20 protein-coding genes and 1 tRNA gene are annotated in these 22,144 nt (G+C 70.4%); 7 read left to right on the top strand and 14 right to left on the bottom strand.

What is annotated here, in order from left to right:
- The 9 genes from AOK03_RS02710 to galU all read right to left on the bottom strand — a co-directional run.
- A partial coding sequence (locus AOK03_RS02710) for a sensor histidine kinase (RefSeq protein WP_055563489.1) occupies positions 1-956 on the bottom strand: 956 nt, incomplete at its 3' end.
- A 16-nt stretch (positions 957-972) separates the two neighbouring features.
- Positions 973-1,434 (bottom strand): hypothetical protein, encoded by a 462-nt coding sequence (locus AOK03_RS02705; protein WP_157868840.1) that lies wholly within the window; start codon positions 1,432-1,434, stop codon positions 973-975.
- 106 nt (positions 1,435-1,540) lie between these two features.
- A tRNA-Ala gene (locus AOK03_RS02700) sits at positions 1,541-1,614 on the bottom strand.
- Between the two features lie 85 nt (positions 1,615-1,699).
- Positions 1,700-2,980, bottom strand: coding sequence for a divisome protein SepX/GlpR (sepX, locus tag AOK03_RS02695; protein WP_055563487.1), 1,281 nt, complete (start codon positions 2,978-2,980; stop codon positions 1,700-1,702).
- A gap of 218 nt (positions 2,981-3,198) precedes the next feature.
- Positions 3,199-3,822, bottom strand: coding sequence for a GNAT family N-acetyltransferase (locus tag AOK03_RS02690; protein ID WP_279616299.1), 624 nt, complete (start codon positions 3,820-3,822; stop codon positions 3,199-3,201).
- Complete coding sequence (locus tag AOK03_RS02685; RefSeq protein ID WP_055563485.1) at positions 3,819-4,358, bottom strand: MogA/MoaB family molybdenum cofactor biosynthesis protein; 540 nt, start codon at positions 4,356-4,358, stop codon at positions 3,819-3,821. Before AOK03_RS02685 ends, AOK03_RS02690 begins: the two co-directional genes overlap by 4 nt.
- On the bottom strand, positions 4,355-4,879 hold the full coding sequence (gene moaC, locus AOK03_RS02680) for a cyclic pyranopterin monophosphate synthase MoaC (RefSeq protein WP_055563484.1): 525 nt from the start codon (positions 4,877-4,879) through the stop codon (positions 4,355-4,357). Before moaC ends, AOK03_RS02685 begins: the two co-directional genes overlap by 4 nt.
- A gap of 84 nt (positions 4,880-4,963) precedes the next feature.
- Positions 4,964-6,310: a molybdotransferase-like divisome protein Glp gene (glp, locus tag AOK03_RS02675; RefSeq protein ID WP_055563483.1), complete on the bottom strand. Its 1,347-nt coding sequence runs from the start codon at positions 6,308-6,310 to the stop codon at positions 4,964-4,966.
- A 4-nt stretch (positions 6,311-6,314) separates the two neighbouring features.
- Positions 6,315-7,226, bottom strand: a complete 912-nt coding sequence (gene galU / locus AOK03_RS02670) for a UTP--glucose-1-phosphate uridylyltransferase GalU (RefSeq protein ID WP_055563482.1) — start codon at positions 7,224-7,226, stop codon at positions 6,315-6,317.
- A gap of 140 nt (positions 7,227-7,366) precedes the next feature.
- Between galU and AOK03_RS02665 the strand changes: the two genes are divergently transcribed.
- Positions 7,367-7,942, top strand: a complete 576-nt coding sequence (locus AOK03_RS02665) for a 5-formyltetrahydrofolate cyclo-ligase (RefSeq protein ID WP_107097906.1) — start codon at positions 7,367-7,369, stop codon at positions 7,940-7,942.
- A 98-nt stretch (positions 7,943-8,040) separates the two neighbouring features.
- On the opposite strand, the gene AOK03_RS02660 is transcribed toward AOK03_RS02665, so the two are convergent.
- Positions 8,041-10,893, bottom strand: coding sequence for a penicillin acylase family protein (locus AOK03_RS02660; protein WP_055563480.1), 2,853 nt, complete (start codon positions 10,891-10,893; stop codon positions 8,041-8,043).
- A 238-nt stretch (positions 10,894-11,131) separates the two neighbouring features.
- Here AOK03_RS02660 and AOK03_RS02655 point away from each other — a divergent pair, with 238 nt between their 5' ends.
- The 6 genes from AOK03_RS02655 to mscL all read left to right on the top strand — a co-directional run bounded on the left by AOK03_RS02655 (position 11,132) and on the right by mscL (position 16,958).
- Entirely contained in the window at positions 11,132-12,637 is a 1,506-nt protein-coding gene (locus AOK03_RS02655) for a potassium/proton antiporter (protein ID WP_079074428.1), read from the top strand.
- Positions 12,638-12,861: 224 nt separating this feature from the next.
- On the top strand, positions 12,862-14,133 hold the full coding sequence (locus tag AOK03_RS02650; protein WP_055563478.1) for an MFS transporter: 1,272 nt from the start codon (positions 12,862-12,864) through the stop codon (positions 14,131-14,133).
- Between the two features lie 67 nt (positions 14,134-14,200).
- Positions 14,201-14,548: an FmdB family zinc ribbon protein gene (locus AOK03_RS02645; RefSeq protein WP_055563477.1), complete on the top strand. Its 348-nt coding sequence runs from the start codon at positions 14,201-14,203 to the stop codon at positions 14,546-14,548.
- Between the two features lie 152 nt (positions 14,549-14,700).
- Complete coding sequence (locus AOK03_RS02640) at positions 14,701-15,555, top strand: S-methyl-5'-thioadenosine phosphorylase (RefSeq protein WP_055563476.1); 855 nt, start codon at positions 14,701-14,703, stop codon at positions 15,553-15,555.
- A gap of 317 nt (positions 15,556-15,872) precedes the next feature.
- Positions 15,873-16,343, top strand: coding sequence for an RcpC/CpaB family pilus assembly protein (locus AOK03_RS02635; protein ID WP_055563475.1), 471 nt, complete (start codon positions 15,873-15,875; stop codon positions 16,341-16,343).
- Between the two features lie 135 nt (positions 16,344-16,478).
- Positions 16,479-16,958, top strand: coding sequence for a large conductance mechanosensitive channel protein MscL (mscL, locus tag AOK03_RS02630; protein WP_055563474.1), 480 nt, complete (start codon positions 16,479-16,481; stop codon positions 16,956-16,958).
- 7 nt (positions 16,959-16,965) lie between these two features.
- On the opposite strand, the gene AOK03_RS02625 is transcribed toward mscL, so the two are convergent.
- From AOK03_RS02625 to AOK03_RS02610, 4 genes are all read right to left on the bottom strand, one after another.
- On the bottom strand, positions 16,966-17,169 hold the full coding sequence (locus tag AOK03_RS02625; RefSeq protein WP_055563473.1) for a hypothetical protein: 204 nt from the start codon (positions 17,167-17,169) through the stop codon (positions 16,966-16,968).
- Positions 17,170-17,206: 37 nt separating this feature from the next.
- Positions 17,207-18,028, bottom strand: a complete 822-nt coding sequence (pflA, locus tag AOK03_RS02620; protein ID WP_079074427.1) for a pyruvate formate-lyase-activating protein — start codon at positions 18,026-18,028, stop codon at positions 17,207-17,209.
- Positions 18,029-18,160: 132 nt separating this feature from the next.
- Positions 18,161-20,431: a formate C-acetyltransferase gene (gene pflB, locus AOK03_RS02615; protein ID WP_055563472.1), complete on the bottom strand. Its 2,271-nt coding sequence runs from the start codon at positions 20,429-20,431 to the stop codon at positions 18,161-18,163.
- 252 nt (positions 20,432-20,683) lie between these two features.
- Complete coding sequence (locus tag AOK03_RS02610; protein WP_079074426.1) at positions 20,684-22,117, bottom strand: NarK family nitrate/nitrite MFS transporter; 1,434 nt, start codon at positions 22,115-22,117, stop codon at positions 20,684-20,686.
- Positions 22,118-22,144 lie beyond the last annotated feature (27 nt).

Below are 22,144 nucleotides of genomic sequence, written 5' to 3'. Positions count from 1 at the left end.
GCCCCGTGCCGCAGCGCGTTGCTGACGAGGTTGGCGACCACCCGCTCCACCCGCCGCGGATCCGTCACCACCTCCACGTCCCGCACCACGTCGACCGTCACGCCCGCCGCGCCCGCGGCCCCCGCGGCGGCCGACCTGCGCACCAGCGCGCCCAGTTCGCACGTCTCGGCGGCGACCTGCTCCCCCGCCGCGTCGAGCCGCGCCACCTCTATGACGTCGTCGACGAGCTCCCGCAGCCGCCCCGCGGACTCCCGCACCAGTTCGGCGGGGCGCCCCGGTGGCAGCAGCCCGGCCGCCGTCACCATGCCGGCCACCGGGGTGCGCAGTTCGTGCGCGATGTTCGCCGTCACCTCGCGCTCGGCCTGCAGCCGGGCGGCGAGCGCGTCGGCCATGGTGTTCACGGCGGCGGCGAGCTGGGTGATCTCGTCCTTGCCATGCAGCGGCAGCCGCGCCGTCAGATCCCCGTCCGCGATGCGCTGCGCCGCCCCGGCCTTCGTCCTGAGACGCCGCCCGAGCCGGGTGGCGACGAGCAGCCCGGCCACACAGGCGAGCGCCGTCCCGAAGCCGCCCGAGATCCACAGCACCCGGTCCAGATCCCGTACGGTCGCCACCTCCCTGTCGTACGGCCGCTTCAGCGCGACGATCTCCTTGCCGTACTTGCTCGCCGCCCACAGCTGCGGAATGCGCCCGCTCCGGTCCAGATAGACGCCCCACTGCCCGTTCGCCACGGCCCCGGCGAGCGGCCCCGGCAGATCGACGGGGTCGATGAGAGTGCGGTCCCCGTCGACCCCGGCCGCGTGGTCCTGCACGGCGGTCTGCAGCCGGTCCCCGATCTGACTGCGCGCGCCCGCGTACTGCGCGTCGACGGTGCGATGGTGCACGAGCAGCCCCATCACCACGGACACCAGCGCCGCGGTGCCCGCGATGGCGATACCGATCTTGGTACGCAGTCCCATGCCGCTCCCCGCGCCCTCAGAGATCCGGGACCGACAGCCGGATCCCCTGGAACTGCACGTTCACCGCCGCCGCGGGGAGGTCCGTCGGCTGCTTCGGCTCGACGGTGGCCCGCCGGTAGTACGCCAAGCGCTCCTGCTGCTCCAGGCCGCTGAGCGTCAGCGTCGCGTCGTAGGGCTCGCCGGAGCACTTGGGGCGGCACCACGGGCCGCCGAGCTTCCCGGTGGCCCGCGCGGTCGGCCCGCCCCAGTCCCGCCAGCTCAACTCCGAGAGCACGACGTCCTCGGTGAGCTGCGCCGACGTCGGCTGCTGCAGCGCCAGTCCGGCGGCGTCGGCCAGATAGACGGGCCCGGCCGCCCGCGAGGGCTGCAGCGCGGGCCCCTCCACCCGCAGCCCCCGGGGCTCCGCGGCACACCCGCCCGCCAGCACGGCGGCCAGCACGGCGCCGCAGCACACGGCAACCCTCAACGGAGACGACATAGATCAAATGTATCCAGAGCAGCGCACATCACACATGGAGAGCGACTGCTCGGGCACAGCAAAGATCCCGCCCGGTTCAGTGAACCGGACGGGATCTCATGTGCAGTGGACCTGTGGGGATTTGAACCCCAGACCCCCTCGATGCGAACGAGGTGCGCTACCAGACTGCGCCACAGGCCCTTGCAACGAGTGAAACTCTAGCATCCCGATCGGGGTGCTCGGAAATCCGGTCCTGGCTGGTCAGCCAGGGAGACCTCACGGTCCCTCACTCGTTCGCCGCGCGCGGCCGTCCGCCGTCCTCGTACTGGTCGAAGAGCGGCGTGCGGCCGCGCTCGCGGGCACGCCGCGCGGACGCCGCCCGGCGCTTGTCGCTGCGACCGCCCCCGGCGTCGGCACCCTCGGCCCCGTCGATGTCACCGGAGCCCTCGGCCGACCGTTCCCGCTCGGCCCGCTCGGCCCGCTCGGCCCGCTCGGCCCGCTCGGACACGGGGTCGGCGGTCGGCTCCGCCGTGCTCGACCGCGCCGAGCTCCAGGCGTCGGGCGCGCCCAGGTCGACGCCGCCGGTGGCGCGCGGGGCGACCGGCGCCGTCACGTAGGTCGGCAGCGGGACCGGGACCGGGTCCCAGCTGTCGCCGCGGCCCGGACCGTGCTGCCGCTCGCGCTGCTGGTCGACCCACTCCGCGTGGTCGGTCTGCTCGACGAGGGCGCGGCGGTCGGCGGCGAGCGCGGAGAGCCCGGTCTCCGTCTCGGGCGCGGGGCCCTCTTCCATCGGCTCGTCGGCGACCGGCTCCGCGCTCGCGGGCCTGCGCCGCGGCTGGCGCTCGCGCAGCCGCTGCGCCGCGTCCTCGGCCCTGCGCCGGTCCATCGTGTAGGTGAAGCGGCGCCGTTCCTGGCCGCGCAGATAGACGATGTACGCGCTCAGGAGCACGGCGGGCGCGGCGGGCGCCCACAGGAAGGCGAGCCCGCCGATCGCGGCGACGATCGCGCCGATGGTGAAGGCGACGAAGAGGAGGACCGTCGTACGGCGGCGTCGGGCGAGCACCTTGCTGCGCCGGGCGCGCGCGGCGGCCTCGGCCGACGCGGCGCGCTGCGCGGGCGTCGCATGGGCCGACGGCTTGACCGGTGCCTTGGCGGATGCCTTGCCCGGCACCTTGGCCGCCGCCCTGACCGGCGCCTTGGCCCGGGGAGCGGGCGCGGGGTGGCGTTCCCGTTCCCGGTCGGGTTCGCGCTCCCGTTCGGGCTCGCGCTCCCGCTCGCGTTCGGGTTCGCGCTCGGACGGGGGCGCGACGAAGGACCGGACGTCCACCGAGCCGGTGATGCCGTCCGGGTCGTCGAGCGACTCCCCGTCCTCGGGCGAGCGCGCTTGCAGGTCCTTGGCGTATCGGCGCTCCATGCCCGCCCGTCCGGACAGCAGCCGGATGGCGGTGCTGAAGCGTTCCGTCGGACGGGCTTCGTTCAGCTCGTCCTGCCTACGGAGCCACATCGGCACCAAGTAGGCGGCCCAGGCCCCGACGATGACTGCGTAGATGAGGCCGCTGCTGCTCACGCTCACACGGTAGAGGGGTTTGCGTGAGGCCATCTGCCAATTGGGCCGGTGTGTCGCACGATCTGGCTGATATCTCGAACTTTTTTTGTGACTGGTGCGATCAACGGGCCGCCGAGAGCGTGAATTTAATGCCTGAGACAAGTCTCATACGCGCCTCAGACGGTCGTTCGGTGCTCAATTTCGAACACGTATTTCATTTCCGTGGATCGAGAACCGGCCTAGGCAGTGTTCCGAGGTCGGGCCTGGTGCCAGCGGCGCAACAACCCTTCCGGTACCTCTTCGGTCGTGAGCGCGAAGACGAGATGATCCCGCCACGCCCCGTCGATGTGCAGATACCGCGGGCGAAGCCCCTCCTCGCGGAATCCGAGTTTCTCCACGACCCGTCGGCTCGGCGCGTTCTCGGGACGAATACAGACCTCGATGCGGTGCAGCCCCACCGAGCGGAAGCAGTGGTCGACGGCGAGCGCGACGGCCGTGGGCATGACCCCGCGGCCCGCCACGGACCGGTCGACCCAGTAGCCGACGTGGCCCGAGCACATCGAGCCCCAGGTGATCCCGGCGACCGTCAACTGTCCGACGAGGCGGCCCTGGTACTCGATGACGAAGGGCAGCATCCGGCCCGCGTTGGCCTCCGCGCGCAGATGACGGACCATCTGCCGGTACGTGGGACGGTGCACGATCGGACCGCTCGGGGTGGGCGGCGGGATCGTGGCCTCCCAGGGGCGCAGCCAGTCCCGGTTGCGCCGGTTGACCTCGCGCCAGGCCCGCTGGTCGCGCATCTTTATGGGACGGAGGGCGACATCGCCGTCCGTCAGCTCGACGGGCCAGGAGGAGCCGTTCAGCTCGCACCCCCCGGCGGACCGGGGTGGTCACCGCCGCGCAGCTGGTCGACGGCGTGCCTCAGCAGCGGCTCCAGAACGGCGAGACCGTCGCGTACGCCTCCGGAGGAGCCCGGCAGGTTCACGATGAGGGTCCGGCCCACGACTCCGGCGAGTCCCCGGGAGAGCGCGGCCGTGGGGACCTTGTCCCTGCCGTACGCGCGGATCGCCTCCGCGATGCCCGGCACTTCGTGGCCGATGACGCGGCGGGTGGCCTCGGGGGTGCGGTCGGTGGGCGAGATGCCGGTGCCGCCGGTGGTGAGGATGACGTCGTAGCCCGCCTCGGCGCCCGCGCGCAGGGCCTGTTCGACGGGGTCGCCGTCGGGGACGACCTGCGGCCCGTCGACGGCGAAGCCGAGCGCGGTGAGGCCCTCGGCGAGGATCGGGCCGCCCTTGTCGGCGTAGACCCCGGCGGCGGCGCGGTTCGAGGCGGTCACGACGAGCGCGCGGTACGGCGCGGGAAGCGCGCCGCCGGTCGACGCGTCCGGGTCCTGGCTCATGCGCGCTCCTCTTCGCGGTGCCAGTGCCCGGACTTGCCGCCCGTCTTCTCCTCGACGCGTACGTCCGTGATGACGGCACCCTTGTCGACGGCCTTGATCATGTCGACGACCGTGAGGGCCGCCACGCTCACCGCGGTCAGGGCCTCCATCTCGACGCCCGTGCGGTCGGTCGTCTTCACCGTGGCGAGGATCTCCACGGCGTCGTCCGCCACGGAGAGGTCGAGCTTCACTCCGGAGACGGCCAGCGGGTGGCAGAGCGGGATCAGGTCCGGGGTGCGCTTGGCCCCCATGATCCCCGCGATCCGCGCGGTCGCCAGGGCGTCCCCCTTGGGCACTCCCTCGCCGCGCAGCAGCTCGATCACGCGTGGCGAGACCAGCACGCGGCCGCTGGCGCGGGCGGTGCGCGCCGTGACGTCCTTGGCGGACACGTCGACCATGCGGGCGGCGCCCGACTCGTCGATGTGGGTCAGTCGCTGCTGCTCAGGGGCTCCGGGGGTGTCCCCCCGGGAAATCGCGGTCATGTGCTTGGCGCTCCCGGTCCGGGCCCCGCGCGGTGCGGCGCGCGGGCCTGTTGTGCGCGACACGGTACCGCGCGGGGGGCCGTCTCAGCCGAGCAGGACCACCTCGACGTCCGCGCCGGGCTCCACCGACGTGGTGTCCTCGGGGATGACGATCAGCGCGTCCGCGTGCGCGAGAGCGGCGATCAGATGCGAGCCGGAGCCGCCGACGGGCGTCACGCGGCCCGCCTCGGCGTCGTACCTCCCGCGCAGGAACTGACGGCGTCCCGCGGGCGAGCCGAGCGCCTTGTCCGCGAGCAGCTCCGCGCGCGCGGTGGGCCGGTGCACCTCGGGCAGGCCCATGAGGGTGCGGATCGCGGGGCGCACGAAGAGCTCGAAGGAGACGTACGAGGAGACGGGGTTGCCCGGCAGTGCGAGCAGCGGCGTGTGGTCGGGGCCGATGGAGCCGAAGCCCTGGGGCTTGCCGGGCTGCATCGCGATCTTGCGGAACTCCACCCCGCCGCCCGCGCCGATGCCCTCCTCCTCGTCCGGGTCGCCGATGGCGGACAGGGCCTCCTTCACGACGTCGTACGCGCCCACGCTCACGCCGCCCGTGGTGACGATCAGGTCGGCGCGGATCAGCTGGTCCTCGATGGTGGAGCGCAGCGTCTCGGCGTCGTCGGCGACGGCGCCCACGCGGTAGGCGATGGCTCCGGCGTCGCGGGCCGCGGCGGTGAGGGCGAAGCTGTTGGAGTCGTAGATCTGGCCGTCCGCCAACTGTTCGCCCGGCTGGATCAGTTCGCTGCCGGTGGACATGACGACCACGCGCGGGCGGGGGCGGACCTTCACCGTGCCGCGGCCGATCGCGGCGAGCAGGGCGATCTGCGGGGGGCCGAGGACGGCGCCCGCGGCCAGGGCGCGGTCGCCCGCCCGGACGTCGCTGCCCCGCGCCCGCACGTGCGCGCGGGCCTCGGCCGGGCGGTGCACGCGGACCTCGCCCGACGCGCCCTCAGGGGCGGCGCTGTGGGCGCGCATGCCGGAGACGGGGCCCTCGCCCAGGCCTCCGTCGGTCCACTCCACGGGGACGACGGCCTCGGCGCCGGGCGGCAGCGGGGCGCCGGTCATGATGCGGGCGGCCTGGCCGGGGCCGACGGTGGGCTGCTCGCCCGCGCCCGCGGCCACGTCGCCGATGACCGTGAGGACGGCGGGGAACTCCTCGCTGACGCCCGCGACATCGGCGACCCGCACCGCGTACCCGTCCATGGAGCTGTTGTCGAAGGGCGGCAGCGAGACGGGCACCGTGACGTCCTCGACCAGGACGCAGCCCTGGGCGTCGAGGAGTTGGAGCTCGATGGGTTCGAGCGGGCGGACGGCGTCGAGGATGTCGTCCAGATGCTCTTCCACCGACCAGAAGGGGTTCTGGCCGGTGGTCGGTGTCGTCGTGCTGCTGCTCAAAGTGCTACATCTCCTCGGTGACGTAACTGCGAAGCCAGGCCTGGAAGTCCGGGCCCAGATCTTCACGTTCGCACGCGAGTCTGACAATGGCACGCAGATAGTCGCCCCGGTCGCCGGTGTCATAGCGGCGGCCCTTGAAGACCACGCCGTGCACCGGACCGCCCACCTTCTCGTCGGCGGCGAGCTGCTGCAGGGCGTCGGTGAGCTGGATCTCGCCGCCGCGGCCCGGCTCGGTCTTGCGCAGTATGCCGAAGATGTGGGGGTCGAGGACATAGCGGCCGATGATCGCGTAGTTCGACGGGGCGTCCGCGGTGTCGGGCTTCTCGACCAGGTCGGTGACCTTGACGACGTCGCCGTCGTCGGTGGCGTCGACGGCCGCGCAGCCGTAGAGGTGGATCTGCTCGGGGGCCACCTCCATGAGGGCGATGACGCTGCCGCCGTGCCGCTCCTGGACCTCGACCATACGGGCGAGGAGCGGGTCGCGCGGGTCGATCAGGTCGTCGCCGAGGAGCACGGCGAACGGCTCGTGGCCGACGTGCGGAGCGGCACACAGGACGGCGTGACCGAGCCCCTTGGGGTCGCCCTGGCGGACGTAGTGCATCGTCGCGAGGTCGCTGGACTCCTGGACCTTGGCGAGGCGCGCCTCGTCGCCCTTCTTCAGGAGGGCCGATTCGAGTTCGTAGTTGCGGTCGAAGTGGTCCTCCAGCGGGCGCTTGTTGCGCCCCGTGATCATGAGGACGTCGTCGAGACCCGCGGACACGGCCTCCTCGACCACGTACTGGATCGCCGGCTTGTCGACGACCGGCAGCATCTCCTTGGGCGTGGCCTTCGTGGCCGGCAGGAAGCGCGTACCGAGACCTGCGGCAGGGATGACCGCCTTGGTGATCCGGGCGTGGGGGGGGTGAGACTCAGTCATGGCGCCACCATATCCGGTGCGTATGTGCGGAATCTGTGGGTCCGGATTATTCGTCGGCTATGGGCCGACCAGGAAGGAATTGTGAGATCCCCATGAGCGGAACCAGCGGTACCGAAGCCGACGGCCAGCCAACCAAGCGCATGTTGCGGCGAGGCTTCCTCGCGGTGAGAAGCGGGTTGACTGAGGATGACGCACGGAAGGCGACGGCGGTTCTCGCCGACCGCGCGCTGGACCTGCCCGAGCTCGCCGACGCGCGGACCGTCGCCGCGTACGTCTCCATGGGCAGCGAGCCCGGTACGCACGCCCTGCTCGACGCCCTGCACGCGCGCGGGACCCGCGTCCTGCTGCCGGTGCTGCTCGCGGACAACGACCTGGACTGGGGCGCGTACGACGGGCCCGGCTCCCTCGTCCGCGTACAACACCCCGGGAAAATCGACCTCTTGGAGCCGTCGGGCGCACACCTGGGGCCGGACGTCGTCCTGGAGGCGGACGCCGTGCTGCTGCCGGGTCTCGCCGTGGACGCGCGCGGGATGCGGCTCGGGCGGGGCGGCGGATCGTACGACCGGGTCCTCTCCCGGCTGGAGCGCGCGGACGCCCATCCCGCTCTCGTGGTGCTTCTGTACGACTCCGAAGTGGTCGCGCACCTCCCCGAAGAGGCGCACGACCGGCCCGTGCACGCCGTCGTGACGCCGTCGGGGGCCCGCCGCTTCCGCTGACCTCCGCCGAGGAGCCCGGGATGCCGAAAGGGCCCTCCACGCGTGCGTGGAGGGCCCTTTCGGACCGATGCCTGTTCAGGCCGGGTCGTGCGCGGCCGTCATGGGCGCAGCACCAGCTTGTCGCTCGTGCTGTCCTCGACCGCCTTGTCCGAGAAGGCCCACGGCAGGAGCTCGCCCTTGGCCCACTTGTTCGTCTGGTCGGTGTAGTGGTCGTTGTACGCGTGGCCCGAAGCGCCGGTGAGGTTGATCCACTTGGACTTGTCGAGGTCCTTGAGGTTCACCACCATCCGCATCGAAGGCACCCACACCACTCCGTAGCCGCCCGCCGCGTTCCAGCCGGTCGCGTTGACCGCGGCCTCGCCGCCGCCGAGGTTCCACGGGCCGCGGTTCAGCACGAACTGCAGCCAGCCGGGACCCTCGGTGCCGAGCGTCTGGTTCTTCAGCGTGAGCCGGTGCAGACGGCCCCAGCTCCAGGTGTCGACGTCCTTGCCGAGCTTGGCCGTCAGGTCCCAGCGCGCGTCCTCCAGGGCCCGCTTGAACAGCTGGTCGCGGGTCTTGGTCTCCTCGTCCGTGCGGGTCGCCGGCGACTTCCACCAGTCGTTGGTCTCGTCGTCGATGATCTTGCGGATCACCTCGTAGTAGCGGTCGCCGCCGTCCGGCTGGGCCGAGTCGGCGTCGCGCTCACCGCACTCACGGACCTTCTTGCCCTCGTCGGCGGGGCCGGTGTTGCCCGCCGGCTCCACACTCAGGCACTGACCCTTGACGCGCAGCTCCTTGGGGAGCTTGTTGCCGATGGCCAGCTTGAGGATGTTGCGCCAGACAGAGTTGAAGTACGCGGCGGCCGCCGAGTCGGCGTCCTGGGTGTAGTCCCAGCCCTCGAGGAGCTTCTGCGCCTCGCGGACGTACTTGTCCTTGACGTCGATCTTCAGGAGCTTGGGCACGAGCAGCTTGGCGATCTCGCTGCTGTTGTCGATCTGCATGAGGCGCATGTCCTCGGTCGAGATCTTGCCGCCGTTCTTGATCTTCGACTGGATGAGATCGTCGATCCGCTGGCTGCGCGCTCCGTAGCCCCAGTCCGAGGTGAGCTTGTACGGGTAGTCGGCCTGGTCGCGGTCGTCGATCACGGCCTGGTTGGCGGTGACGATGTAGCCGCGCTTCGGGTTGTACTCGTAGGGCAGCGCATCCTGCGGGATGTAGCCGGTCCAGCGGTAGGCGCGGTCCCAGCCCGGGGCCGGGAGCGAGCCGTCGCCCTTGCCGCGGGTGGGGATCTTGCCCGGCGCCTGGTAGCCGATGTTGCCCTCGGTGTCGGCGTAGATCAGGTTCTGGGACGGCACTTCAAAAGAAGCGGCCGCCTTGCGGAACTCCGTGAAGTTCTTCGCCTTGTTGAGCTCGAAGACGGCGTCCATGGACTTGCCGGGGGTCAGCGCGGTCCAGCGCAGGGCCACTCCGTAGCCGTCGCCCCGGTCGGGGGCCGCGGTGTCCACGCCGGCCTTCTTGCCGACCTTCACCAGTTCGTCGTCGCGGTCGGAGATCAGCGGTCCGTTGTTGGTCTCGCGGACCGTGATCTTCTTGTCCTTGCCGCCCGCGACCTTGATGGTCTCCTCGCGGGAGGTGAAGGGCAGCACCTTGTCGTCGTACTGGTAGCCGTCCCCGGTGAACTTCTCCAGGTACAGGTCCGTGACGTCGGCGCCGAGGTTCGTCATGCCCCAGGCGATGTCCTGGTTGTGGCCGATGACCACGCCCGGCATGCCGGAGAAGGTGTAGCCCGAGACGTCGTACTGGCACTTCGAGGAGACCGACCGGCAGTGCAGGCCCATCTGGTACCAGACGGAGGGCAGCTGCGGCGCCAGGTGCGGGTCGTTCGCGAGGAGCGGCTTGCCGGTGATCGTGTGCTTGCCGGAGACGACCCAGGAGTTCGAGCCGATGCCGTTGCCGTTCGGGCCCAGGATGGCCGGGACCTCGTCCAGGGCTCCGGAGAGGCCGTTGAGCTGCGACTGCAGCCCGTTGGGCGCCTCCGTGCCGCCCGCGAGGCCCGTACCGGCCGTGCCGCCGGTGCCGGTGCCGGTTCCGCCGGTCCCGGTGCCGGTCCCCGTGCCGGTGCCGCCCGTCCCCGTACCGCCGGTGCCGACGCCGGTGCCCGTGCCGCCGGACTGGGTGCCGGTGGCCTTGGCCTCGGGGTCGTACTCCTTGGTGACGCTGTTGTAGGCGCCCTCCCGCACGACGGGCTTGTTCCGCTTGTACGGGTACTCGGGGTACAGGTCCTTGATCTGCGACGGGCCGAGGCGGCTCGTCATCAGCGAACGGTCGATCTCGTCCTGCATGTTGCCGCGCAGGTCCCAGGCCATGGCCTTGAGCCAGGCCACGGAGTCGACGGGGGTCCACTCCTGCGGCTTGTAGTCGTTCTCGAAGCCCAGCGCCGCGTACTCGACGGAGATGTCCTTGCCGTCCTTGCCGGCGAGGTAGGCGTTGACTCCCTTGGCGTACGCCTGGAGGTACTTCTTCGTCTCCGGCGAGAGCTTGGAGTCGTACTCCTTCTTCGCCACCCGGTGCCAGCCGAGTGTGCGCAGGAACTCATCGGTCTTGACCTGGCTCTTCCCGAACATCTCGGAGAGCCGCCCGGAGGTCATATGACGGCGGACGTCCATCTCCCAGAAGCGGTCCTGCGCCTGGACGAAGCCCTGGGCCATGAAGAGGTCCGCGTCGGACTCGGCGTAGATCTGCGGGATTCCGTTCCCGTCCCGCTTCACGTCGACGGGACCGGCCAGGCCGTCGATCTTGATCGTTCCCTTGGTCTGCGGGAAGGAGGCGCGCACGGTGCTGACGCTCCAGTACGCGCCGAAGCCGATGCCTCCGACGATGGCCAGGACCAGGACGATCACGACGAGTCGGGCTCGGCGCCCCTTCTTCTTGCCGGACTTATGACCGGAAGAGGCGTTGGTGTTGGAGGGCATCGCTGTCCTTGCTGTCCTTACGCGAGCGGCAGGGCGGGCTGTGCTGTCGACTGGGCGACTCTGGGAGCGCAGGAGCAACCATAGGCGCAGGGCGTTGCGGCTCCGGACGCGGAGTCAGGTACCCGACCCCCCTTGAGATCGAATAGTCATTCGACGGCGTCAAGAAAGCGTTAACAATTAGGTAAGGTAACGAAGTACTCCTACGCAGTACTCGGCTTCACGGAGGAAGGAACGGCCCCTGACTGTCCACCACCTCAACCAGCTCCTGCTCGTCTGCTCGCTCGTTCTGCTCGTCGCTGTGGCGGCGGTCCGGATCTCGTCGCGCAGCGGGCTCCCCAGCCTGCTGCTGTACCTGGGCATCGGCATCGCCATGGGCCAGGACGGCGTCGGCGACGTCCACTTCAACAATGCCGAACTGACGCAGGTCATCGGCTACGCCGCCCTGGTCGTGATCCTCGCGGAGGGCGGCCTCGGGACGAAGTGGAAAGAGATCAAACCCGCCCTGCCCATGGCAGCGATCCTGTCGACCGTCGGCGTCGCGGTGAGCGTCGGCGTCACGGCGGCAGGAGCCCACTATCTGGTGGGCCTCGAATGGCGGCAGGCGCTGATCATCGGCGCGGTGGTCTCGTCGACGGACGCGGCTGCGGTGTTCTCGGTGCTGCGGAAGGTGCCGCTCCCCTCCCGTGTGACGGGTGTCCTGGAAGCGGAATCGGGGTTCAACGACGCCCCTGTGGTGATCCTCGTCGTGGCCTTCTCCACGGCGGGACCGGTGGACGACTGGTACGTACTGCTCGGCAAGATCTCCCTGGAGCTGGCGATCGGCGCCGCGATAGGCCTGGCGGTCGGCTGGCTCGGCGCCTACGGCCTGCGGCACGTGGCCCTGCCCGCCTCCGGCCTCTACCCCATCGCCGTCATGGCCATCGCCGTCGCCGCGTACGCCGCGGGCGCCATGGCACACGGCAGTGGATTCCTCGCCGTCTACCTCGCCTCGATGGTGCTCGGCAACGCGAGGCTGCCGCACTGGCCGGCCACCCGCGGCTTCGCCGAAGGCCTCGGCTGGCTCGCCCAGATCGGCATGTTCGTCCTGCTCGGCCTGCTGGTCACGCCGCACGACCTGCTCGACGACACCTGGCCCGCAATCGTCATCGGCCTGGTCCTGACCGTGGTGGCACGCCCCCTAGAGGTCGTCCTCAGCCTGCTGCCGTTTCGCCTGCCGTGGCAGGAGAAGGCCCTGCTGTCCTGGGCCGGACTGCGCGGCGCCGTGCCCATCATCCTGGCGACGATCCCCATGGTGAGCGACGTCGAGGACAGCCAGCGGATCTTCAACATCGTCTTCGTCCTGGTCGTCGTCTACACCCTCATCCAGGGCCCCACGCTGCCCTGGCTGGCCAGGAAGCTGCGCCTCGGCGACTCCTCGGAGGCCGCCGACCTCGGCATCGAGTCCGCGCCCCTGGAGCGGCTGCAGGGCCATCTGCTGTCCGTGGCCATCCCCAAGGAATCCCGCATGCACGGCGTCGAGGTCGGCGAGCTGCGGCTGCCCCCGGGCTCGGCCGTCACGCTGGTCGTCCGCGACGGCGAATCGTTCGTGCCGATGCCGACGACCGTGCTGCGGCGCGGGGACGAGCTCCTGGTGGTGGCGACCGATCCGGTGCGGGACGCCGCCGAGAAGCGACTGCGCGCGGTCGGCCACGGCGGAAAGCTGGCCGGCTGGCTGGGAACCGACGGAGAAAAGCACCAATCGTAGGTGGCGGGGGTCTCATCGGCTGCAATCACAGGTGCTGATGGGACTCTCCCCTGTACGATAAAGGCACCTGATCGAACCAACTCTGCCTGAAGCAGAGCTGGCGCGACCGTATGGCGGTCGAGGAGCCCTCGCAGTGGCACCCGGCATCTACCGCAGTTCCGCGCAAGAGGACAGCTCTCGGCGCCCCCGCACGGGCGCTACCAGGCGGCAGAAAGGCACGGGCCGTGGCATCCACGGTCACCGAATCCCGCCCGGGCTACGGACAGCTCCTGCGCACCCCTCGCGCCTGGACGTTCCTCCTCCCCGGCTTCGCGGCGCGACAGCCGTTCGCGATGCTGACGATCTCCATCGTCCTGCTGGTCCAGCACACCACCGGCTCGTACGGTGCCGCGGGCGCCGTCTCGGCCGCCACCGGCGTCTCCATGGCGCTGTTCGCCCCCTTCGGCGGCAAGCTCGCCGACCGTTTCGGACAGCGCGCCGTCCTGCTGCCCGGCGTGCTGATCCACTCCGCGTCGGTCGTCACCCTGACGGTGCTCGCGCTCTCCGACGCCCCCTTGTGGACGCTCTTCGTGGCCGCCGTGCCCGCGGGCGCCTCCACCCCGCAGATCGGCCCCATGGTGCGCGCCCGCTGGGGCGCCAAGCTGCAGGACTCCCCCCTGGCCACCACCGCGGCCGCCTTCGAGTCGGTCACCGACGAGCTGACCTTCGTCCTCGGCCCGCTCCTCGCCACCGCGCTGTGCACCACCATCGACCCCTCCGCCGGACTCCTCACCGAGGCCGGACTCACACTGGTCGGCGGCCTCCTGTTCGCCGCGCAGAAGAGCACCCAGCCCAAGCCGTCCGCACACCACGACGAGCACGCGCGCGTGGAGCACGTTTCCGCGCTGCGCATCCCCGGAGTGCGGGTCCTGATGGTCACGTTCCTCGGCATCGGCGCCGTCTTCGGCGGCATGCAGGTCTCGCTGGCCGCGTTCACCGAGTCGATCGGCGAGCCCGGCCTGAACGGCGTCCTGTACGGCACGTTCGCGGCGGGCAACATGCTCTCCGGCATCATCTGCGGCGCCATCGCCTGGAAGGTCTCCCCGCAGCGACGCCTCCTGGTCGGCTACACGGCACTGACCCTGATGGCCTCCGGCCTCTGGGCGGCGCACTCCGTGCTGCTCCTCGCCGGACTCGGCCTGCTGGTCGGCGTCTGCATCGCGCCCGCACTGATCACCGGCTACACCCTGGTCGACAAGCTGGTCCCGCCGACCGGCCGCACGGAGGCCTTCACCTGGCTGACCGGCGCGGTCGCGCTCGGTCAGGCGGCGGCCGTGACGGTCGCCGGACAGCTGGAGGACCGCTTCTGGGACGGGGCCGGATTCCTCGTCCCGCTGGGCGGCACGGCACTGGCTCTCGCGGTCCTCGTGACGCTGCGTTCGAGGCTCGTTCCCAGGGCCCCGGGCCGCACCGTGGCGCGTGGCGTCGGTCACCGCGTGCCGGTGGCGGTGGACTGATCCCGCGGAATACGTCACTATGGACCGTCGTTAGCACTCATCGAGTGAGAGTGCCAGGAGGAAGCAAGTGCCGACGTACCAGTACCAGTGCACCGAGTGCGGCGAGGGCCTCGAGGCGGTGCAGAAGTTCACCGATGACGCCCTGACCGTGTGCCCCAGCTGCGACGGACGCCTCAAGAAGGTGTTCTCGGCGGTCGGCATCGTCTTCAAGGGCTCCGGCTTCTACCGCAACGACAGCCGCGGCTCGTCGTCGAGCAGCACGCCGGCGAACGCCTCGTCGAAGTCGGCGTCCGGTTCCTCGTCGGGCGGCTCGTCCACGTCGGACTCGAAGGCTGCTTCGTCCTCCTCGTCCTCGGACTCCAAGTCGTCCGGCTCCTCCTCGACGTCCACGTCGTCGTCGAGCTCGGCCGCGTAGGACTTCCCACACGCTGTTCCGACGACCCCGCCGTCATGTGACGGCGGGGTCGTCGGCGTGCGATGGCGGGGTCGTCGGCGTGTGACGGCAGAGGCGCTGGCGCGTGACGGCGGGCTCGTCGGCGGGTGCCGCCCCGGCTACTGTGTCGGGCCATGGTGAACACGGTGAACGCCGCGCGGGCCGAGATCGGTGTCATTGGCGGCTCCGGCTTCTACTCCTTCCTCGACGACGTGACCGAGGTACCGGTCGACACCCCCTACGGAGCTCCGAGCGACTCCCTCTTCCTCGGCACGATCGCCGGGCGCCGGGTCGCCTTCCTGCCCCGGCACGGCCGCGGCCACCATCTGCCGCCGCACCGCATCAACTACCGCGCCAACCTGTGGGCGTTGCGCTCCGTGGGCGTGCGCCAGGTGCTGGGCCCGTGTGCGGTCGGCGGGCTGCGGGCCGAGTACGGGCCCGGGACGCTGCTGGTGCCGGACCAGCTCGTGGACCGCACACAGGCACGCGCCCAGACGTACTTCGACGGAGTGCCGCTCCCCGACGGCGGCGTGCCGAACGTCGTCCACGTCTCGCTCGCCGACCCCTACTGCCCCGTGGGCCGCGGCGCGGCCCTCAAGGCGGCCCGCGGCCGCGGCTGGGAGCCGGCCGACGGCGGGACGCTCGTCGTGATCGAAGGGCCGCGCTTCTCCACCCGGGCGGAGTCGCGCTGGTACGCGGCACAGGGCTGGTCGGTGGTGGGCATGACCGGACACCCCGAGGCGGCGCTCGCCCGCGAACTCGAACTCTGCTACACGTCGTTGAACCTGGTCACGGATCTGGACGCGGGCGCGGAGACCGGCGAGGGCGTCTCGCACGACGAGGTCCTGCGGGTGTTCGCCGCCAATGTGGACCGACTGCGGGGCGTGCTGTTCGACGCGGTGGCGGGGCTGCCGGAGGGCGGCACGGACCGCGAGTGCCTGTGCGCGAGGGCGCTGGGCGGCGTGGATCCGGGGATCCGGCTGCCGTGAGAGGAGCTGAGTCGCCCTGCGCCGCCCTGAGCTACCTTGACGCCCTGAGCCGCCTTGACGCCCTGAGACGTCTGTGAGCGGGCGGAAGTCCACGTGTGCCAGCGGGCGGAAGTCCACGTTCGGATGAGGGAGTTGTCCACAACCGGCGGGTAGTCCACGGGGCTCAGCGGGGATCGGCGCGGGCCTGCATCGTGAGAGCGGAAGCCGAGCTCCTCGCATCGCAGGCGGTGGTTGTCGTGACGCACGTCCCTTCGCAGACCCGACCGGAAGACCGGGCACGCCCGTCCGAGGGCTGCCCGGTTCCTCCCTTCCCGCCCGTGCGGGTGGGCGCGGGACATCCGCGGCTGCGCCGGCTGCTGCGGCACAGACGACGGGCCGTGGCCGTGGGACTCGCGATGACCGCCGCGGCCCTCGCGAGCACGGCCCCTCGGGAGGCGGCCCCGCGGGAGCCCGTCCCGGCGCACGGGGTCGCGGCCGCGGCGGAGCGTTCCGCGGCAGGGGCGGGCGTGACGGCGGCGGTGACCGCCCCCGTGCGGATCGCGGACGCGGACACGGTGCGCCTGCTCCGCCCCGGCGACCGGGTCGACGTGATCGCTGCCGACGGATCGCCCGCGGGCGGGGCCGAGCCGCGCGTGGTGGCGTCGGGAGCCCGGGTCTCCGCGGTGCCCGAGCCCGGGGAAGGACCCGCCGAGAGCGGCGCGTTGGTGGTGCTCTCCGTCCCGAGGGACACGGCGGCGCGGCTGGCCGGGGCCGGGGCGAGCGCGCGTCTGGCGGTGACCCTCCGATGAAGCGGAACGTTCACGATCGCACTGGAGGGCTGTCAAGTAGCTCGTTCGTGCGAGTCAATTGGACAGGGCGGCCATGGCCTCACGTAGGTTGCGAAGTTGTTTGTTCCACAACCCGCACGTGCAACGAAAGGCCTCGTGGTGAGCGAGAAGAAGGAACCGGGCGTCTGGGAGGGCTTCAAGGCCTTCCTGATGCGCGGCAATGTCGTCGACCTGGCGGTCGCGGTCGTCATCGGAGCCGCCTTCACGAACATCGTGAACTCGGTGGTGAAGGGCGTCATCAACCCGCTCGTCGGCGCCTTCGGGACGAAGGACCTCGATCACTACAGCTCGTGCCTGAAGGCCCCCTGCAAGACGAACGACGCGGGCGAGGTCGTCTCGGGCATCCCGATCATGTGGGGCCCCGTGCTCAGCGCGGTCCTCAGCTTCGTGATCACCGCGGCCGTCGTGTACTTCCTGATGGTGCTGCCCATGGCCAAGTACCTGGCGCGGGCCGCCGCCAAGAAGGCCGAGAAGGAGGGGACGCAGGAGGTCATCGAGATCTCCGAGCTGGAGGTCCTCAAGGAGATCCGCGACGCCCTGGTGGCGCAGCGCGGCTCGGGCCCCCGCGAGGAGTAGCCCGGGCTCAGATGTGGTGGGGCGGCTTCTCGTCGAGGAAGCGCGCGAGGTCGGCGGCGCTGTCGCCGCGGGTCTCGGCCCGCTCGCCCCACCCCCGGTCCGTGTCGTCCGACGACTGCTGCGCCAGCGGGTCGTCGAAGACCAGCGCGTTCTTCGCCTTGGGCTTCGGCTCGTCCGGATCGCGCGGTTCGGGGGCGGGGGCGGTGCTCATGCCTCCAGGGTACGTCGGGCGGGACCGGCCGCCGGATTCATACGGCCTTGAGGCCCTGAGCTGCGAAGATCTCCTTGGCGGCGGCCACCTGGTCCGGGGTGGGCGAGGGGGTGTCGCGCAGCGTGAAGTCCTTGCCGAGCGCGTCCCACTTCCCCTCGCCCAGCTTGTGGAAGGGCAGCACGTCGACGCGCGAGATGTTGCCGAGCGAGGCGGCGAAGCGGGCGACGCCCTCGATGTTCGCCGGGTCGTCGGTCAGGCCGGGGACGAGGACGAAGCGCACCCAGGTCTCCTGGCCGAGGTCGGCCAGGCGGTGGGCGAAGTCGAGGGTGGGCCGCAGGGGACGGCCGGTGACCGTCCGGTAGGTCTCGGGGTCCCAGGACTTGATGTCGAGCAGGACCAGGTCGACGTCGCGGAGCAGGGCGTCGGTGGCGCGTGCGCCGAGGTAGCCCGACGTGTCGAGCGCGGTGTGCAGACCCAGCTCGTGCTTGAGGCGGTGCAGGAGTTCGCCGGTGAAGACGGGCTGCAGGAGCGGCTCGCCGCCGCTGACGGTGGCCCCGCCCCCGGCCGCGGAGATGAACCTCGTGTACTTGGCGGCTTCCGCGATCACGTCGTCCGCCGTGGTCCGCTTGCCGTCCCGCATCCGCCAGGTGTCGGGGTTGTGGCAGTACAGACAGCTCAGGGGGCAACCGGCGAGGAAGGTGACGAAGCGCGACCCCGGCCCGTCGACGCCGGTCGACAGGTCCCAGGAGTGGATCGAGCCGGTGACGGGGCGGTGGGTGGCGGCGGCCGCGGGGGTGACCGCGTCCTCATCGGTCGTGCGGGGGCGCACGGGAATGTCGGTACCGAGCAGGACAGCCATGGCGTAACTCCCGGACTACTGGCAGGACACGGTGTGCGCGGCGCCCGGGGCCGGGGTGAGGGCCCGGCCCCGGGGCCGCGGTTCGGGGGTGGCTCCCCGGAGGGAGCCGGTGGCTCGGAGGGAGCCGGTGGCTCAGAGCGAGCCGTGGAAGGTGCGGTTGATGACGTCGAGCTGCTGGTCGCGGGTGAGCCGGATGAAGTTGACCGCGTATCCGGAGACCCGGATGGTCAGCTGCGGGTAGTTCTCCGGGTGCTCCATGGCGTCCTGGAGGGTCGCCTTGTTGAGCACGTTGACGTTCATGTGGAAGCCGTCGCTGGCCATGAAGCCGTCCAGGACTCCGGCGAGGTTCGCGACGCGCTCCTCGGGGGTGCGGCCGAGCGCGTCCGGAGTGATGGTGTTGGTCAGCGAGATGCCGTCCTCGGCGTCGTCGTAGGGCAGCTTGGCGACCGACATCGCCGAGGCGATGTAGCCGTGCTCGTCGCGGCCGTTCATCGGGTTGGCACCCGGGGCGAAGGGCATGCCCGCGCGGCGGCCGTCGGGGGTGTTGCCGGTCTTCTTGCCGTAGACGACGTTCGAGGTGATGGTCAGCACCGACTGGGTGTGCACCGCGTCGCGGTAGGTGGGGTGCTTGCGGACCTTCTGCATGAAGTCGTGCACGATGCGCTTGGCGATGTCGTCGGCGCGGTCGTCGTTGTTGCCGTAGGCGGGGTAGTCGCCCTCGATCTCGTAGTCGACGGCGAGACCCGTCTCGTCGCGGATCACCTTGACCCTGGCGTGCTTGATCGCCGAGAGCGAGTCGGCGGCGACCGAGAGGCCCGCGATGCCGCACGCCATGGTGCGCAGGATCTCCTGGTCGTGCAGCGCCATCTCGATGCGCTCGTAGGCGTACTTGTCGTGCATGTAGTGGATGACGTTGAGCGCGTGGACGTACGTCTTGGCGAGCCAGTCGAGCATCGCGTCGTACTGCCGCACGACGGTCCCGTAGTCCAGGTAGTCGCCCTCGATGGGCGTGAAGCCCTGCACGACGGTCTTGCCGGACTTCTCGTCGCGGCCGCCGTTGATCGCGTAGAGGAGCGCCTTGGCGACGTTCACACGGGCGCCGAAGAACTGCATCTGCTTGCCGACGGCCATCGCGGAGACGCAGCAGGCGATCGCGGTGTCGTCGCCGTACTTGGGGCGCATCAGCTCGTCGGACTCGAACTGGATGGCCGAGGTGTCGATGGCGACCTTGGAGGCGAACTCCTTGAAGCCCTGCGGAAGCCGCTGCGACCAGAAGACCGTCAGGTTCGGCTCGGGGGCCGGGCCGAGGTTGTAGAGGGTCTGCAGGGCGCGGAAGGTGGTGCGCGAGACCAGCGGGCGGCCGTCCTCGCCGATGCCGGCCATCGACCAGGTGACCCAGGTCGGGTCGCCGGAGAAGCCCTCGTTGTACTCGGGAGTGCGCAGGAAGCGGACGATGCGGAGCTTGATGACGAAGTCGTCGATGAACTCCTGGGCCTCGGCCTCGGTGATGCGGCCCGCGTCGATGTCGCGCTGCAGGTAGATGTCGAGGAAGTTGTCGATGCGGCCGATCGACATGGCCGCGCCGTTCTGCTCCTTCACGGCGGCAAGGTAGGCGAAGTACAGCCACTGGATGGCCTCGCGGCCGGTGGTGGCGGGCCGCGCGATGTCGTAGCCGTACGACAGCGCCATGGCCTTGAGCTCCTTGAGGGCCTTGATCTGCTCGGAGATCTCCTCGCGGCCGCGGATGACGTCCTCGGTCGCCCACTCCTCGCCGAGTGCGGCCCTGTCGGCCTCCTTCGCGGCGATCAGCCGGTCGACGCCGTAGAGGGCGACGCGTCGGTAGTCGCCGATGATGCGGCCGCGGCCGTAGGCGTCGGGCAGGCCGGTGATGATGCCGGAGGAGCGGCAGGCGCGGATCTCGGGCGTGTAGGCGTCGAAGACGCCCTCGTTGTGGGTCTTGCGCAGGTTCGTGTAGATATCCCGGACCTCGGGGTCGGCCTCGTAGCCGTAGGCGTTGAGGGCGCCTTCGACCATCCGCCAGCCGCCGTTGGGCATGATGGCGCGCCTGAGCGGGGCGTCGGTCTGCAGGCCGACGATCAGGTCCTTGTGGTCGGCGGCGGTCCCGTCGATGTAGCCGGGCCTGAAGGCGTCGATGCGGGAGGGAGTCTTCACGTCCACGTCGTAGATGCCGCGCTCGATCTCCGTGGGGAACATCGAGAGGAGCTTCTGCCAGACCTCGGTGGTGCGTTCGGTCGGCCCGGCCAGGAAGGTGTCGTCACCTTCGTACGGGGCGTAGTTCTGCTGCACGAAGTCGCGGACGTCGATGGCGTCCCGCCACAGACCGCCCTTGAAGCCGTCCCAGGCCTCACCGTTCACAGTCGCTTCCGCAGGAGTGGCAGTCATGACCCGCACCTTCCGTATCGCTTCTTCGCTACGCCTCCATTCCACTCCTTTCTGATCGATCAAAGGGTCAGCAATGGTCCTCGATCCGGGACCGGAAGTCCCCTTTCTGCGCACAAAAATCACCTCCCACTACCTCTGAGCTGGGATTTCCATCGGGACTTTGGACCTAAGTTCGCTTGTGAATGCATTCACAAGAAATTCCCGGCCGCCCCGTGGTACGGGACGGCCGGGAATTGCGGATGGTGCGGGATGTCAGCTCGGCGACTCCGCGCCCTTGCGGGCGTAGAACCACCAGGCGACCGCGATGCAGCTGACGTAGAAGCCCACGAAGCCCCACATCGCGCTGGTGGCCGCGAAGTTGGCGAACATCGCCGGGATGAAGAAGAAGCCGTACGCCGCGATGGCGGAGGTGAAGCCGGTGACGGCGCCCGCCTCCATCTCCGACTGCTTCAGCGCCTTCGCGTACTCGGGCGTGCCCTCGGTCAGGCCCTTCAGGTGCTGGTTGCGGAAGATCACCGGAATCTGGCGGAACGTGGAGCCGTTGCCGATCCCCGAGAAGAAGAACGCCAGCAGGAAGCAGGCGAAGAAGCCCCAGAAGTTGCCGTCGTCGCCGCCGGAGGGGAGGAAGTTGATGACGCCGATGATCGAGAGCGCCATGCCGACGAACGAGATGATGGTGACCCTCGCGCCGCCGATCTTGTCGGCGATCCAGCCGCCGGCCCAGCGGGCGAGCGCGCCCACGGCCGGGCCCATCCAGGCGTAGGTTGCCGCGGAGTAGGCCGCGTCGATCGGGGTGAACGTGGTCTTGATCAGCATCGGCAGGGCCGCGGCGAAGCCGATGAAGGAGCCGAACGTACCGACGTAGAGCCAGGTCATCAACCAGTTGTGCTTGCGCTTGAAGATGACCTTCTGCTGGCTGAACGGGGTGGACGCGACCTTGAGGTCGTTCTGGCCGAACCATGCGACGACGGCCAGGATCACCAGGACCGGCACCCACAGGAACGCCGCGTTCTGCAGCCAGACCGGTGTGCCGTCGGCCTTGTGCTGGGCCGAGCCGACCGCGATGACCGAGCTGGTGATGACGATCGGGGTGAGCAGCTGGACGACGGAGACGCCCAGGTTGCCGAGGCCGCCGTTGATGCCGGTCGCGTTGCCCTTGTCCTTCTTGGGGAAGAAGAAGCCGATGTTGGCGAGCGACGAGGCGAAGTTGGCGCCGCCGATGCCGCAGAGGGCCGCGATGGCGATCATCACGCCGTACGAGGTGTCGGGGTTCTGGACCGCGATGCCGAGCCAGATCAGCGGGATGACCAGGACGACCGTGGAGAGCGCGGTGAAGCGGCGCTGGCCGATCATCGGGCCGAGGAAGGTGTAGAAGATGCGGGCCGTGCCGCCCGTCAGACCCGGGACCGCCGTCAGCCAGAACAGCTGGGAGGTGGAGAACCCGAAGCCGACGTCCTTGAGGTTGGTCGCCGTGACCGACCACACCTGCCAGACCACGAACGCGACCAGCAGCGCGGGGACCGCGATCCACAGGTTGCGGGCGGCGACCTTCTTGCCCGTGGACTTCCAGAAGAGGTCGTTCTCCGGCTCCCAGTCGGTGATGGTCTTGCCGGGCCGGTGCTGCGCGGGGTCGTACGACGTGCCCGAGGGCGCGGTTGGCGCTGCTTGAGCGGCAGGCGATCTCATGATGGTTCCCAGTTCGCTCAGGGTCCC

The sequence above is a fragment of the Streptomyces atriruber genome, assembly GCF_001418325.1.
In the GTDB taxonomy this organism is placed as follows: domain Bacteria; phylum Actinomycetota; class Actinomycetes; order Streptomycetales; family Streptomycetaceae; genus Streptomyces; species Streptomyces atriruber.
The sequence above is the reverse complement of the archived record's forward strand: the minus strand, read 5'-3'. Positions and strand labels throughout refer to the sequence as shown.

Excerpts from the sequence above, each read along its gene's own strand:
- AOK03_RS02705 (WP_157868840.1), bottom strand. The coding sequence starts at position 1,434 with ATGTCGTCTCCGTTGAGGGTTGCCGTGTGCTGCGGCGCCGTGCTGGCC.
- AOK03_RS02685 (WP_055563485.1), bottom strand. The coding sequence starts at position 4,358 with ATGAGCCAGGACCCGGACGCGTCGACCGGCGGCGCGCTTCCCGCGCCG.
- moaC (WP_055563484.1), bottom strand. The coding sequence starts at position 4,879 with ATGACCGCGATTTCCCGGGGGGACACCCCCGGAGCCCCTGAGCAGCAG.
- galU (WP_055563482.1), bottom strand. The coding sequence starts at position 7,226 with ATGACTGAGTCTCACCCCCCCCACGCCCGGATCACCAAGGCGGTCATC.
- AOK03_RS02665 (WP_107097906.1), top strand. The coding sequence starts at position 7,367 with ATGTTGCGGCGAGGCTTCCTCGCGGTGAGAAGCGGGTTGACTGAGGAT.
- AOK03_RS02660 (WP_055563480.1), bottom strand. The coding sequence starts at position 10,893 with ATGCCCTCCAACACCAACGCCTCTTCCGGTCATAAGTCCGGCAAGAAG.
- AOK03_RS02640 (WP_055563476.1), top strand. The coding sequence starts at position 14,701 with ATGGTGAACACGGTGAACGCCGCGCGGGCCGAGATCGGTGTCATTGGC.
- AOK03_RS02625 (WP_055563473.1), bottom strand. The coding sequence starts at position 17,169 with ATGAGCACCGCCCCCGCCCCCGAACCGCGCGATCCGGACGAGCCGAAG.
- pflA (WP_079074427.1), bottom strand. The coding sequence starts at position 18,028 with ATGGCTGTCCTGCTCGGTACCGACATTCCCGTGCGCCCCCGCACGACC.
- pflB (WP_055563472.1), bottom strand. The coding sequence starts at position 20,431 with ATGACTGCCACTCCTGCGGAAGCGACTGTGAACGGTGAGGCCTGGGAC.
- AOK03_RS02610 (WP_079074426.1), bottom strand. The coding sequence starts at position 22,117 with ATGAGATCGCCTGCCGCTCAAGCAGCGCCAACCGCGCCCTCGGGCACG.